Origin of the sequence: Bacillus sp. FSL M8-0350 (assembly GCF_038593345.1) — a bacterium.
GTDB classification, from domain to species: Bacteria; Bacillota; Bacilli; order Bacillales; family Bacillaceae; genus Bacillus; species Bacillus safensis.
Genome location: NZ_CP151985.1, coordinates 2137162 through 2152220, shown reverse-complemented (window position 1 = coordinate 2152220; position 15059 = coordinate 2137162). Strand labels below are relative to the sequence as shown.

Below are 15059 nucleotides of genomic sequence, written 5' to 3'. Positions count from 1 at the left end.
GCTTTTATCTTGAATACATAAAAGGACGAGAAAACAGGTGATAAATCAATGAAAACCTATACACTCATCGCAACAGCTCCAATGGGAATTGAAGCAATTGTTGCAAAAGAAGTAAGAGACCTTGGCTATGAGTGCACAGTCGACAACGGAAAAGTGATTTTCAAGGGGGATGCTCTTGCGATTTGCCGTGCAAACCTTTGGCTGCGTACAGCAGACCGGATCAAGGTACAAGTTGCTGAATTTTCGGCAAAAACATTTGATGAGCTTTTTGAACGGACGAAAGCGATTGACTGGGCCGCTTTTTTACCAAAAAACAGTACGTTTCCTGTCATCGGGAAATCTGTTAAATCTCAGCTTGCCAGTGTGCCGGACTGCCAGCGCATCGTCAAAAAAGCCATTGCGCAAAAGCTTAAATCCTCCTACAACATTCAGTCTGAATGGCTTGAAGAGACGGGACCTGAATATAAAATCGAGATCGCTCTTTTAAAAGATAAAGCGGTTCTTACGCTTGATACATCTGGTGTAGGTCTTCATAAACGCGGATACCGCATGGATCAAGGCGGAGCACCTATTAAAGAAACGCTTGCTGCTGCGCTCGTCTTATTAACGAACTGGACACCTGACCGTCCGTTTGTGGATCCTTTCTGCGGATCAGGAACAATCGCCATTGAAGCAGCGATGATAGGACAAAACATTGCTCCAGGATTTAACCGGGATTTTGCGTCTGAATCATGGGAATGGATCGGTGAAGACGTATGGAACAAAGCGCGTGTGGAAGTAGAAGAAAAAGCAAACTATGATCAGCCGCTCCGCATTATTGCAAGTGACATCGACCATCGTATGGTAGATATCGCAAAAATGAATGCAGAAGAAGCAGGATTGAGTGAACTGATTGAGTTTAAACAAATGCAAGTAAAAGACTTTCAAACAAAAGAAGAGTACGGTGTGATTGTCGGAAATCCTCCTTATGGTGAACGACTGAGTGATAAACCAGCAGTTGAAAAAATGTATCAAGGAATGGGTGAAGCGTTTAAGAACCTAGATACATGGTCCATTTACATCTTAACGTCACACGAAAAATTCGAAGAGTGCTTCGGAAGAAAAGCGACGAAAAAGAGAAAACTGTTTAACGGATTTATCAAAACAGACTATTATCAATATTGGGGACAACGCCCGCCTAGAAAGCAACCAACTGAATCGTAATAAAGAGCCGCACCGAAAGAAGGTGCGGCTTTTTTATGCTGAAAAGGTATAACTCTCAGCAAGACGGAATAAACTGAACTTGATTTTAAAAAAAGAGGTGTCTTCATGATTCATTATGATCAAATTCAGTTAATCCAAAAAGCACTCGCTTCGACTGCTCAAGAAATTGAAGGGCATGAAGGTGGACAATCTGCTCAGCTTACGGCAGCCATTGAAGATTTGGCGCTGGCTCAGGCATACATAGAACGTTCTGAGCATGCATTTTTAATGAAGGAAAGCTATCAGCATCGCCTGCGCTCATAAAAAAAGATTGTTTTTCCCCAGCGTAAATGGTACTATTGAATGTCTGAATGATTCAAAAGTTGGGGGTTGAAGCAGGTGACAGCATCTCGTTTGCCTTTTTCATTATCAAAAGAACACAATTTTTACGAAGAACTGGGCAACTGGATTGGTGATGTGTTTTATGACATTTTGCCAGAAAAGGGCTTTGATCTTCGAGATGAACAAATATTTATGGCTTTTCAACTAGAAAGAGCCTTTAAAGAAAAAAGTGTGATGTTTGCCGAAGCTGGGGTAGGCACAGGCAAAACTATCGTCTATCTATTATTTGCCGTCACATATGCAAGGTATACAGGGAAGCCTGCGATTATTGCATGTGCAGACGAAACGTTAATTGAACAGCTCGTTAAACAAGAAGGTGATATCTATAAAATTGCCAATCACCTTGATATTCAAATAGATGCGAGATTAAGTAAATCGCATGATCAATATTTATGCTTAAAAAAGCTGGAGAAAACGATGCAGCGTGAAGATGATGAAAAGTGGCTCGATATTTATGAATCACTGCCTTCATTTGTTCATGAATCACATGGCATGCAAACCTTTTATCCGTATGGCGATCGAAAAGAGTATCCGGAGTTATCAAATGATGAATGGTCACGAATTGGCTATGACTCGTTTCAGGACTGTCTGACGTGCGATATGCGTCATCGCTGTGGTTTGAATTTATCAAGAGATCATTACCGGAAAGCGACAGATCTCATCATCTGTTCACATGATTTTTACATGGAGCATGTGTGGACGAAGGAATCCCGGAAACGTGAGGGCCAGCTTCCGCTGCTTCCTGAGCATAGCTCCGTCGTATTTGATGAGGGACATCTTCTCGAGTTTGCCGCACAAAAAGCGTTAACGTACCGAGTGAAGCAATCAACGCTCGAAACATTTTTGGAACGTCTTTTGCAAAACGACATACGCGAAGAATTTGCAGAGCTTGTTGAAGATGCACTTGCAACAAACGATGAGTTCTTTTATCTCTTAAAAACACATGCCAAAGAAGTCAAAGGCTCGCACCGGCTTGAAATTGGGCGTGTCGATGAGGTGAAGCGTTCTGCAAGTGAATTGTGTGACTTGCTTGAAAAAATCGGAGAAGCGCTCGTGTTTGAATCTGAGATGTATACGATCGATCAATACGAATTATCTGTTGTGGAAGAATACATTGAACAAATGGCGTATTCTTTATCACTTTATCAAAAAAATGCCATTAGCTGGCTGGAAAAACAGGAATTAGATACAACATTTGTTGTGATGCCAAAGACGGTTGCAGAGGTGCTTGGCGAAAAAGTATTCTCGCAAAAAAGACCATATATTTTCTCTTCCGCTACATTGTCTGAGAATCAATCCTTTGATTATTTAGCTGAAAGTCTTGGGATTAAAGATTACTTATCAATGAGTGTCGCTTCGCCGTATGATTACGATGAACAAATGAAGATTTATTTCCATGGAATTCAGCAGCTCGCTGAGCAAGAGGCAAAAGCACAGCAAGTGATCACTCAGCTGAAAGAAAATGGAGGACGATCTCTGATTCTCTTCCCTTCATTTGACGAACTCCATTTCTTTAGAAAACAGCTTGAAGCAGCAAATGAATCACTGCCGTTTGACGTATATTTTGAGGGAGACGAGGAAATCAGCACGATTGTTCAAAAGTTCCAAGCAGATGAAACATCCGTGTTATGCTCTGTTCATCTGTGGGAAGGGCTTGATATTCCAGGTCAATCATTAACGAATGTGATCATCTGGGGACTTCCTTATCCGCCGCATGATCCGGTATTTGAAGCGAAACGGAATGAAGCAAAGGATGCACATGCTGAAGTTGACCTTCCGTATATGCTGCTTCGCTTACGCCAAGGTATCGGAAGACTGATCCGGACAAGCCAAGACGCAGGAAGCATTCATATTTACTTTGATCGTAAAGAAGATACTAAGCTTCAAAGTAAAATTGAATCCGTCCTGCCAGTGAAGCCCATCATCACATCTTAAATAGCTGAAAACTTGCAAATGAGGAGGATACCACGGTGTATCCTCCTTTTTCATTGACAAAAGAACATTCATTGAAGTAGCCTTGAAACGTACATACATATTTTATTGATTGGGGGAACAAACGCATGAGTCTTGAAGCAACTGAGAAAGCGTTTTATCAATTACTAGGGAAAATCGCCCATTATACAGAGGCGCTCCATTTACTTTATTGGGACTCTAGAACACAAGCACCTAAAAAAAGTGCGGATTTTAGAGCTGAAACGATCGGTCAATTATCAAGTGATATTTTTAATATGAAGACTTCTGACGAAATGAGAGATCTTCTTCACGCATTAAACAAACATCGAGATGAGCTGTCAAAAGATACACAGAAGGCGCTCGAATTATCACAAAAAGAGTATGATGAAAACAGTAAAATTCCGAAAGAAGAATTTAAAGAATACTCGATTTTACAATCAAAAGCGGAGCATGTTTGGGTAGAAGCAAGGGAGAAATCAGACTTTTCACTCTTTGCACCATACTTAAAACAGCTTATTGACTTTAACAAGCGTTTCATCCAATATTGGGGCGTGAAAAAAACGCCTTATGATGTGCTGCTCAATAACTATGAGCCAGATATGACGGTTGAACAGCTTGATCAAAAGTTTGGTGCACTTCGTGACGCTATTGTTCCTCTTGTGAAAAAAATCGAAGCCTCACCTAATAAGCCGGATACTTCATTTTTATCGAAAAGCTTCCCAATCGATAAACAAAAGGAATTGAGTCTCTTTTTCTTAAAAGAATTAGGATATGACTTTGACGCAGGCCGCCTGGATACAACAGTTCATCCATTTGCTGTAACGTTAAGCAGAGGCGATGTACGTGTGACGACCCGTTATGATGAGCATGATTTTCGAATGGCGATCTTTGGAACGATTCATGAATGTGGTCATGCGATCTATGAGCAAAACATTGATGAAGCACTGAGCGGAACACTTTTATGTGATGGGACTTCGATGGGAATCCATGAATCACAGTCTCTTTTCTTTGAGAACTTTATCGGCAGACACGAAGATTTCTGGAAAACGTATTATCAAAAGCTGCAAGAAGCTTCTCCTGAGCAATTTAAAGATGTTTCTTTAGAAGACTTTGTGCATGCAGTGAATGAATCGAAGCCGACTTACATTCGAATTGAAGCCGATGAACTGACGTATCCGCTTCACATTATCATCCGCTATGAAATTGAGAAAGCGATTTTCAATGAAGAAGTAGCAGTTGAAGATCTGCCTGCACTTTGGAATGAAAAATATCAAGCGTATCTTGGCATTACGCCTCCTAATGATGCACTCGGTATCTTGCAGGATGTTCACTGGTCTGATGGAAGCTTTGGCTATTTCCCTTCATATGCCCTTGGTTATATGTATGCAGCGCAATTAAAGCAGCAAATGATCAAAGATTTACCAAATTTTGATGAGCTTATTCAAAATGGTTCTTTTGCACCGATAAAAGAATGGCTGACGGAACATGTTCACCAGCATGGAAAACGGAAAAAGCCATCTGAAATCATTCAAGATGCAACAGGCGAAGAATTAAATGTTCAATATTTAATCGACTACTTAACAGATAAATATACAAAACTGTATTTATCATAAAAGAAGGGCACCCTTTCATGAGAGGGGTGCTTTTTTGATGCTTGAATATTCTAAAAACGAACATTTTGTTCTGATCTATTATTTAAGTTCGGTATTTTTCTAGAAAAGTGCTTTCCAAGCGTCTGAAATCTTGTTATAATTTGAACACTATAACACTCATATAATCGCGTGATGATGGCACGCAAGTTTCTACCGGACACCGATACGGTCCGACTATGAGTGAGCAAAATGAAACAGCTCTTGTTTGAGCTGAAGATCCGTTGATCGTTTTCGCATTGCTTGCTCCTCATGGACAGCAATGCTTTTTTTATGCCAAAAATTGAATGTTTGCCAATTATGCTAGGGGGAAGAATGATGGAATTGTTACGTCAAAAAATTGAGAACGAAGGAATCGTTCTGTCAAATCAAGTGTTAAAAGTAGATGCTTTTTTAAATCACCAAATTGATCCTGTGTTAATGCATGAGATCGGGCAAGAGTTTGCTAGATTATTTAAGCACGATGGCATTACAAAAATCATCACAATCGAATCTTCTGGCATCGCACCTGCTGTGATGGCTGGGCTTGCTCTTCAAGTACCTGTTGTGTTTGCAAGAAAACGTCAATCACTCACATTAACGGATAACCTGTTAACAGCCAGTGTGTACTCTTTTACGAAAAAAGTAGAAAGCACGATTGCTGTCTCAAATACGCATCTTAGTGAAAATGATTGTGTGTTAATCATCGATGACTTTTTAGCGAATGGTGAAGCTGCGAAAGGACTTGCTGCGATTGCAAAGCAGGCGAAGGCAAAAGTAGCCGGATTTGGCATTGTCATCGAAAAATCATTCCAGCCTGGAAGAAATGCGCTTGTGCAAATGGGCTACCGCGTTGAGTCCCTCGCACGTATTGAATCACTTGAGGAAGGGAAAGTCACGTTTGTACGGGAGGTACAATCATGAGTACCGCTAAAAAAGTCAAAACGCTCTCACTGGGTATTCAGCATGTACTGGCAATGTATGCAGGTGCTGTTCTTGTACCGCTCATTGTTGGAGATGCGCTCGGGCTCACGCCTGCACAGCTGACTTACTTAATCTCTGCGGATATTTTCATGTGCGGGGCTGCCACATTGCTTCAAGTATGGAAAAACCGCTTCTTTGGGATCGGTCTGCCTGTTGTATTAGGCTGTACATTTACTGCGGTTTCGCCGATGATTGCGATTGGCTCTAAGTATGGCATTTCGTCTATCTATGGAAGTATTATCGCTTCTGGATGTATTGTCATTCTTCTTTCTTTTTTCTTTGGGAAGCTTGTGAAATTTTTCCCGCCTGTTGTCACAGGTTCTGTCGTCACTATTATTGGTATCACCCTCATTCCTGTAGCGATGAATAATATGGCAGGAGGAGAAGGAAGTGCGGATTATGGTTCTTTTGAAAATCTAGGGCTCGCTTTCCTTGTGCTGTTTATCATTGTACTGCTCTATCGGTTCACGAAAGGGTTTATGAAGGCGATCGCCATTTTAATCGGTATTCTTCTTGGGACAGCAGCTGCTGCGTTTATGGGGAAAGTGGAGACAGCTGAGGTGGCAAAAGCCCAGGTTTTCCGCATGATTGAGCCATTTTATTTTGGCATGCCGACCTTTGAATTTGCACCGATCATGACCATGACGTTAGTTGCGATTGTGTCATTAGTTGAATCAACAGGCGTTTATTTCGCATTAGGTGATTTAACAAACCGGTCATTAAAAGAGATGGATTTGGCTAAAGGCTATCGGGCAGAGGGGATTGCTGTGTTATTAGGCGGAATCTTTAATGCTTTTCCATACACAGCCTACTCGCAAAACGTTGGATTGATCCAGTTAACAGGAGTCAAGAAAAACCAAGTCATTGTCGTCACAGGAGCATTGCTCATGTTATTTGGTCTTTTTCCTAAGATCGCTGCCTTTACGACGATTATTCCAAAGTCAGTCCTTGGCGGTGCAATGGTTGCCATGTTTGGCATGGTCATTGCATACGGTATTAAAATGCTCTCGCGCGTGGACTTTGCAAAGCAGGAGAACTTGCTGATCGTCGCTTGCTCCGTGGGAATCGGCTTAGGAGTTACTGTCGTACCGCAAATGTTTGAGCATCTGCCAGATTCGATTAAATTATTAACAAGTAACGGCATTGTGGCCGGAAGCTTTACCGCTATTTTGCTTCATATTATTTATCACATGATTCCTTTTAAAAAAGAAGCCGGGCATGACCTGGCAGAAGAACCTAAGCAATCTGTTATGTAAACCCCTCTCTTGGAGAAGGGTTCAGATGATGGACAAAGAGCTAAAATGACCTTTTATTTTAGCTCTTTGTCTTCTTTTTAGCTTGATAAAAAACCTTTGAAGTCCTAGGAAGGAGCGTGTGAGGGTTTGTCTACAAGCTGAAAGCCCGCATCTTTTGGATACGGGCTTTTTGTGATTATCACTATTAATGTTGAACCGGCGGCATTGTTTCGTTAATGACTGCAAATGTATAGCCCCTTGCTTTTAGCTGTATAATCAGGCTATCTAAATAGTTTGTGGTAGAGGGTTGATCATGCATTAATATAACTTTTGGTTCCCATGGTTTATTTTTCTCAAACATTTGCAATTGATTCAATACCTCTGGAACATATTGTGCGTTTTTATATCTCCAGTCAAGACTATCAATCGTCCAGTCCCAGTAAATAAAGCCATTTTGGTTTAAACGTACTTTTTGATGATATGTTAAATTTGGAACACTGCCAAAGGGGGTTCTTACAAGACGGCTGTAGACGCCTGTAACAGAGGCAAGAATACGCTGAGCTTCTATCATTTCATTTGCTGGAGACTCGCTGTTCTGATAAAAGAGGTTTATATCATGCGTCATGCCATGAAGACCTAATTGATGTCCTTCTTGATAAAGTCTTTTCACAGCTGATTGGTGTGCTTGGATTTGCGGTCCAAGCATGAAGAACGTCGCCTTCACGTGATGTGCTTTTAATACATTTAACAGCTGATTTGATGTAGCAGAAGGACCATCATCAAATGTTAAAAAGACTGTTTTATTCGTTGCCTGTTGGTTTGGATTGGTCTTAAAATGTGTATCCAATGTTCTTGTAGACTGATCTTTTGCTTTCAGACTGATACTTGTGTCACGGAAGTCACTGCTGGCAGCATTTTTTGCTTGCCCATTGGTCGCCTGCAAATGGGGTTTAGACATATCCCAGATAAAAAAGAGAAACAGTGTAAGAAGCACTAAACCAATTACCTTTGAGAGAAGTATCGTGTTGTAGGGTGTCTTTTTTTTGGAAACCTTTTTCATTACAATCACTCCAGTCAATTAAATTTTGAGCCGAACCATGTTGTAGATTCTTTCTTTTTTCACTGTTTTTCCTGGTACTCATATTGATTAAATATATAGTGGAAAAAATCCTTTTTATATAGAAAATTCAAATGAATTAGAAATTTATGGTTGTTACTTTGTGTTGATCAGCAAAAAAAGGTGATCCATTCATGTTTAAATAAAATCATTCTGAATAATGATCGAAACGTTAATATTTATACGCTAAGATAGCAGCAGATTTGACCATTAATTCGAAGCGAAAGGGAGATTCCGTTTGAAAGTGTTGTATAAGTAAAGGGGGGGTGTCTACGTTCTGAACACTTCTCTTTTAGAGGTGTTTTTTTGCATAAAAAAAGCAGGTTCGCTTGGCTTAGAACGAACCTGTGAAGGAGGAAAACTACATCATGTTTTCACCTATATTATCCAATATTTATCAATTGTCGTCAAGACAAAAAGTTAGCCGGAGGAAAATATTTTGACTGAATTGTGACGTTTTGGCATGTATATCCTTTTTTCGATAGGGGATATTAATCGAAAAAAGAGGTGAAGCCGATGGCGTACATTCTTTCTGTTGGAACGAGTCTGCCAAAACATCATGTGGATCAGAAAAAGGCGGCTGATTTTGCTAGATCCCAATTTAAACGATCGTTTAAAGATATCGACCGGCTGCTGAGAGCTTTTCAAAACGGAGAAATCGAGAGCAGACAGTTTGTGCAGCCAATTGAATGGTATCAGACGCACCACTCTTTTGAGGAGAAAAACAATCTCTATTTGGAAAAAGCATTGGCTCATGCAAAAGAAGCGGTCATACACTGTCTTCATGAGAAGGCGTTCCTGAAAAAACCGATTCCGTTTGAAGAGATCGATGCATTGTTTTTTATTTCAAGCACCGGACTTTCGACACCAAGTCTTGATGCAAAACTGATGAATGTTCTTCCTTTTTCGCCTTATACGAAACGAGTGCCGATCTGGGGATTAGGGTGCGGGGGCGGAGCGGCAGGGTTGTCCAGGGCTTACGAATACATAAGGGCATTTCCAGAAGCAAAGGTGCTGGTTGTCGCCTGTGAACTGTGCAGTTTAACTTTCCAGCCGCAAGATCAATCAAAAAGCAATTTAATCGGGACATCTTTGTTCGGAGACGGGACAGCAGCGGTACTCTTAACTGGAGAAAAAGGTGTATCTGAATACGCCGATCTAAAAACAGTTCCTAGAGTGATTGGTACACAATCCGTCACAATGAAAGAGTCTGAGGATGTGATGGGATGGGAATTTACAAGTGACGGCTTTCGGGTTATTTTCTCCCGTGACATTCCTTCCATTATTTCAGGCTGGTTAAAAGAGCAAGTCGATCAATTTTTAGAGCAGCAAGGGTATTCGGCAGAAGACCTATCAGTTTTTCTTGCCCATCCTGGAGGAAAAAAAGTGATTGATGCCTATATTGAAAGTCTATACTTACAAGAGGATCAGCTTTTTTCATCAAAAGAAGTACTTAAACAACACGGGAATATGTCCTCTGCCACAGTTTTGTATGTGATCAAACATTATCTTGAACATCAATCCGCTGAAGCGGGAGATATGGGTCTTTGCGGAGCGCTTGGTCCGGGCTTTTCCTCAGAGCTGCTGCTCATGAAATGGGAGGAGGTCTTATCATGATCATTTGGCTCGTCATTGGTTTCTTCGTTTGTCAGCGGCTTATTGAAATGCTTGTGGCTAAAAGAAATGAAAAGAAAGTAAAAGCGATCGGTGCCATTGAATTTGGTGCAAGTCATTATCCTTATATGGTCGCTATGCATGCGGGCTTTTTTGTCTCACTTATGGTTGAGGTATGGGGGTTAAACAGGCCGCCGTCGCCCTATTTTCTTGTGGTGCTCATTTTTCTGCTGGCCGCACAGTTGATTCGATACTGGGCATTATGTTCTCTTGGGACGTATTGGAATACAAAGATTTTAGTTGTACCAAATGCGATGATGGTGAAAAAAGGACCTTATCGCTGGTTAAAGCATCCTAACTATGTCGTGGTGGCGATTGAGCTTTTGCTGATCCCGCTTTTGTTTAATGCTTATTTTACCGCCATTTTGTTCACATGTTTAAATGCATGGATGATGGCTGTGAGAATTCAAACAGAAGAGAAAGCGCTCAATCAGTATTTGTTAAATTAATATTGAAAATCATTATCAATTGTGATACACTTTCATTAATGATAAGCATTCTCAATCACGAAGGATGGACGGTGATCACATGACAATGGTTTTCTTACTCGGTACGGTCTGTGTATACAGCCTATTAATTGGCTTCGTATTAAAAGGTGTTTCTAAAAAATCTGCTTCCTGATCGCAGTCAATTGCGACTGATCGGGAAGCAGATTTTTTTTATTTCCTCAGATCAGAAGAAAAATCTCTTCATTTTGTGTAAAATGGTATCACATACATAACTGACTTTTCTAAAAACAAAGGGGTTTATCGTCATGGAAGACTTGTCTATTCGAGATTCGCTCGTTCAAACTACAGGTGCTTTATATCAAAGCCTTCTTAAAAGGGATGATCATGAACGCGCAGCCAAACTTGCATCGATTATCAAAAAGGAAGCAGAAGAAGAAGTGTATATCGCATTTACCGGCCACTATTCAGCTGGAAAGTCATCTCTTGTGAATCATCTGCTTCATGATCACATCCTGCCAACGAGTCCAATTCCAACAAGTGCCAACTTGGTCGTCGTGAGGAAAGGGGAGAGTGAAGTAAAGCTTCACACCTCAGATGGCCGTTTTGCAAAAATGAGCGGTTCTTATGATAAAGAAGCAGTTCAGCGTTTTTGTAAGGATGGAGAACAGATTGAAATGGTGGAAATTAGCGGGGACTATAGAGGACTGGAAGAAAAGGTGGCAGTGATTGATACACCCGGAATTGATTCAACGGATCATGCTCACTTTTTATCTGCTGCGTCTATTCTTCATCAAGCAGATGCTCTTTTTTATGTCGTTCATTACAACCATGTTCATTCTGAGGAAAACATTCGTTTCATTCGCTCCATTAAAGAGAAAGTGCCAAATCTTTATTTCATCGTCAATCAAGTCGATCGACATGATGAGCATGAGACAGCGTTTGAAGACTACAAAAATCAAGTAGTTGATATGCTTCAAAAAGAAGGCATTGAAGAAGAACATCTATACTTTACATCTGTAACCGATGAGTCGCATCCAAGAAACGAAATGATTCGTTTAATCGAGAAACTGCAAGAATTACAAACATTGCCGAAAGCATCGCTTCGCGCCTATACCGAGCAGAAAATAGAGCATGTTTTAAAAGAACATATTGACTCATTAAAAGAAGAGCTGCAGGAAGAGGATCTGGATTTACAGCTTCAAGAAAAAAGAAAAGAAGTGAAGGAACTTGAAGCGAGAAGCAGCTTCATTGAAAATGGAGCAAAACAGTTAGAAGATGAAGTGTCTTCTGAAGTCGAGAACATTTTAAAAAATGCAAATCTAACCCCATTTAAAATGAGGGAGCTCGCAAGTGATTATATTGAATCGAAAGCACCTGGCTTTAAGGTAGGTCTGCTGTTCGCTAAAAATAAAACCGAGCAGGAAAAAGAAAAGCGGGCGAACGAGTTCTTAGCAGATGTCAAAGCAAGAATGAAAGCAGAAGTAGACTGGCATATTGCTGAGCTGCTCAAAAAAGAAGTCAAGAAACATCAGCTTGGTGAAGAGCTATTAAATCAAGTGATGGCATTTGAAACACCTGTAGAAGAATCACTGCTTGAAAACGTGATCCATCACGGTGCGACATTTTCAAATGAATACGTTTTGCAATATGCAAAAGATGCGGGTGAAGCACTGAAAAGACAGACGAAACAGAAAGCAATACCATTGATTGAACAAATGACCGAGATGCTGAAAACCCAGCTCCTGAATGAAAAGGGAAAGCAGCAAGATAAATGGGTCCAGGCAGCACAGGAGCTCCAAGCGCTAGAGCAATGCATGGAAAAAAATGATCAAATCAGAAGAGATATTGAACATATCTGGGATATATGGCAAAACGGAACAAATGAGCAGGTTGAAGAAGATTGGTTTTATGCGAAAAAACATCGTGTACAGCATGACGAGCTAAAGCAGCATCAAACGTCAACTCATACGGAAGAAATCGAGAAAGAAAATCAGCAGACAGAGCTTGATCAAATGCGTCAATCACAGCACATCACGACAGCGCAGTCGATTGACCAGTTTGAGCAGCTTTCTCAAATGTTAATGCCATTAAACGCGCTTGAGTCTCAAAGAAAGTCTTTTGAAAAACGAACAAAGCGGCTGCAAGCGAAGGAATTTACACTCGCCTTATTCGGTGCTTTTAGTTCGGGGAAATCTTCGTTTGCCAATGCCCTTGTTGGGAGAAAGGTGCTGCCATCATCTCCTACACCAACGACGGCCACGATCAATAAGCTGACGCGGCCGACAGAAGACCATCCTCATGAAAGTGTGAAAGTAGTGTTCAAAACCGAGCAGGAAATATTAGAGGAGCTCGATCAAATTCTCGGGTTTTCTATAACAGAAGAAAAGGGAGATACGTTTCAAGCGAAACTCGAGCGGACGCTGAAAAAAAGAGAGCTTGAACAGGATTACCGCATCATTGTTGACCATTTTTTAAACGCTCATGAAAAGTTCCGTGATTCGATTCAAAAACAAACGCCGCTCAATGTCACCCTGCAAGAATTAAAGCCATATGTGGCTGAAGAGGCTGTTTCTTGTGTGGTGAAGGAAGTGACGGTCTATTTAAGTACACCTTTAACAGATAAAGGACTGACGATTGTTGATACACCAGGCGCCAGCAGTATGAATAAACGTCACACAGAGATTGCCTTTCAATATATGAAGGACGCCGATGCCCTTCTTTATTTAACTTACTACCAGCATTCTTTCTCAAAAGCAGACCGGTCATTTTTACGTAAACTCGGGCTTGTAAAAGATTCATTTAGCATGGATAAAATGTTTTTTATTATCAATGCAGCTGACCTCGCAAAGGATCAAGCAGAGCTTGAAACCGTCTTTGACTATGTGAAAAATGAGCTCACAAAAGAAGGCATCCGGCATCCAAACCTTCATCACGTATCGAGTAAGGAAGAGATCGAAGGAAAGGGACAGTCGCCTTATAACCAGTATGCACAGCTTAGAACACAGCTCGACTATTTTATTGAGGAAGAATTAACGAAAGATGCGATTGAGCTTCTGTATTTTGAAGCTAGTACATTATGTAGAACAGTTGACAAGCTGCATGAGACGCTGCATCAGTCGGAAGATGAAAAGCAAGCAGAAAAGAAAAAGATAAACACATCCTATGAAGCGATCGTTGATCAAATGAGTCATATTAAACGATCTAAGTTAGTAACAGAAAGTGTGAAAAAGGACTTGCACGAACAGCTTTACCACATTGTTCAGCGCTTGTCACTTTATGCTAATGATCTGTTAAAGACAGCCTTTTATCCTGGAATATCTCAAGGGGACTTCAGACAGGAGTTGAAAAAAGCGCTTGAACAGGCGTTAAAGGATTATGAATTTGAATTTGTACAGGAGATAAAAGCGCTTGATATTCGAATGGAATCGTTTATTTTTCAATATTTCAAAGAGGAGTGGGAGAAAGGATTACAGGCTGCGTGTGCAGAAGATCCTTACTTTTCTCTCCGGCTGTCGCCGCCAGATGAGAAAAATGCCGAGCTGAAACAAATTGAAGTGGAAGCGGACCTGACGCCGTTTGAGCCGCTCTTAAAGAAGCAAAAATCAGCGAAAGCTTTCTTTGAACAGAACGGGAAGGCAGCGTTTATAGAAGCGATTCGAGATGTTCTTTTCCAGTTAACGACGAAATGGGCAGATAAAGAAAAAGAAGAACTACAGAGCAGATACGATATGATGGTGAAGACCTTTACTGAAAGATATGAAACAGAAGCGCTTAAGCAGCTGAGTGAACAAAAACAAACATTTATCATGAGCTTAACGACAGATGCGAAAGAGCAGGCGATGATAGAACAAGTATACAAGCAAACAAATGAATGGAAGAACCAGTTGAAAACCATTTGAGTCATGATACACTATATAAAAAAGAAAGCAGTTGATAAAAAATGACGAGCGTACACGAAGAAATTTCCGCACATTCACAAAAACAGAATGCTCATATCAAATCGTTTCTTGCGCTTGAACAGAAAAGAGAGCAGGCAATAGAGACTGCTGTTTTGAAGTGTGAGCAAAACGAACCATTTACAACTGACGAGATCAATGAAATTACTTCGAAGATGAATGAGCTTGCACGAGGCGGAATTGTTCCGCTGCGTAAGCATGTCACGATTGATATGGTCAGGGAGTATGTCGAACGAAAACAGAAGTAAAGAGTAACTTTCTCTTTTTGGGTCATCTTAACAAGTGAACCGAGAAAGGGGAATGATGATGGAAAAAAAGCAGCATGCAAAAAAGCAGGATGAGCGTCACCCTAAACAAAAAGAGATGCCGTCCTACGCAGAAGCAGAATCGAAAAAAATGCAATACGGTCAAAAGTAATCCCCAGGTGCCACTTCTTTTCCAAAAGAAGAAGGCGCCTTTTTTATGTCGAATTCTATGTT

General features: G+C 40.8%; 12 protein-coding genes and 1 riboswitch. Of the genes, 11 read left to right on the top strand and 1 reads right to left on the bottom strand.

Annotation, left to right across the window (positions count from 1 at the left end; translation table 11 throughout):
• The first annotated feature begins 48 nt into the window (after window positions 1–48).
• The 6 genes from NSS80_RS11135 (at window position 49) to pbuX (ending at window position 7405) form a co-directional block, all read left to right on the top strand.
• A complete protein-coding gene (locus NSS80_RS11135; RefSeq protein ID WP_041117779.1) occupies window positions 49–1203 on the top strand; it encodes a class I SAM-dependent RNA methyltransferase in 1155 nt (384 codons plus the stop codon).
• A 105-nt stretch (window positions 1204–1308) separates the two neighbouring features.
• Window positions 1309–1506: a hypothetical protein gene (locus tag NSS80_RS11130; protein WP_024422762.1), complete on the top strand. Its 198-nt coding sequence runs from the start codon at window positions 1309–1311 to the stop codon at window positions 1504–1506.
• Window positions 1507–1581: 75 nt separating this feature from the next.
• On the top strand, window positions 1582–3519 hold the full coding sequence (locus NSS80_RS11125; RefSeq protein ID WP_034280490.1) for an ATP-dependent DNA helicase: 1938 nt from the start codon (window positions 1582–1584) through the stop codon (window positions 3517–3519).
• A gap of 125 nt (window positions 3520–3644) precedes the next feature.
• Window positions 3645–5150, top strand: a complete 1506-nt coding sequence (locus NSS80_RS11120; RefSeq protein ID WP_024428121.1) for a carboxypeptidase M32 — start codon at window positions 3645–3647, stop codon at window positions 5148–5150.
• Between the two features lie 136 nt (window positions 5151–5286).
• Window positions 5287–5386, top strand: a riboswitch (purine riboswitch).
• A 118-nt stretch (window positions 5387–5504) separates the two neighbouring features.
• Window positions 5505–6089, top strand: a complete 585-nt coding sequence (xpt, locus tag NSS80_RS11115) for a xanthine phosphoribosyltransferase (RefSeq protein ID WP_024422759.1) — start codon at window positions 5505–5507, stop codon at window positions 6087–6089.
• Window positions 6086–7405, top strand: coding sequence for a xanthine permease PbuX (pbuX, locus tag NSS80_RS11110; RefSeq protein ID WP_317221978.1), 1320 nt, complete (start codon window positions 6086–6088; stop codon window positions 7403–7405). The genes xpt and pbuX overlap by 4 nt, the downstream gene beginning before the upstream one ends.
• 184 nt (window positions 7406–7589) lie before the next feature.
• Here the strand turns inward: pbuX and NSS80_RS11105 are convergent, their stop codons facing one another.
• A complete protein-coding gene (locus NSS80_RS11105; RefSeq protein ID WP_070326559.1) occupies window positions 7590–8444 on the bottom strand; it encodes a polysaccharide deacetylase family protein in 855 nt (284 codons plus the stop codon).
• A 573-nt stretch (window positions 8445–9017) separates the two neighbouring features.
• On the opposite strand from NSS80_RS11105, the gene NSS80_RS11100 reads away from it, so the two are divergent.
• The 5 genes from NSS80_RS11100 (at window position 9018) to NSS80_RS11080 (ending at window position 14828) form a co-directional block, all read left to right on the top strand.
• Window positions 9018–10118 carry a 3-oxoacyl-[acyl-carrier-protein] synthase III C-terminal domain-containing protein gene (locus tag NSS80_RS11100; RefSeq protein ID WP_317221979.1) on the top strand — a complete coding sequence of 367 codons (1101 nt, stop codon included), beginning with the start codon at window positions 9018–9020 and terminating at the stop codon, window positions 10116–10118.
• Window positions 10115–10624, top strand: a complete 510-nt coding sequence (locus NSS80_RS11095; protein WP_029708080.1) for an isoprenylcysteine carboxylmethyltransferase family protein — start codon at window positions 10115–10117, stop codon at window positions 10622–10624. Before NSS80_RS11100 ends, NSS80_RS11095 begins: the two co-directional genes overlap by 4 nt.
• Window positions 10625–10688: 64 nt before the next feature.
• The gene (gene fbpC / locus NSS80_RS11090; RefSeq protein WP_306299200.1) at window positions 10689–10796 is read left to right on the top strand and encodes a Fur-regulated basic protein FbpC; all 108 of its coding nucleotides are present in this window, start codon (window positions 10689–10691) and stop codon (window positions 10794–10796) included.
• 133 nt (window positions 10797–10929) lie between these two features.
• Window positions 10930–14523, top strand: a complete 3594-nt coding sequence (locus tag NSS80_RS11085; protein WP_317221980.1) for a dynamin family protein — start codon at window positions 10930–10932, stop codon at window positions 14521–14523.
• 41 nt (window positions 14524–14564) lie between these two features.
• Window positions 14565–14828: a YpbS family protein gene (locus NSS80_RS11080; RefSeq protein ID WP_024422753.1), complete on the top strand. Its 264-nt coding sequence runs from the start codon at window positions 14565–14567 to the stop codon at window positions 14826–14828.
• Window positions 14829–15059: the final 231 nt, after the last annotated feature.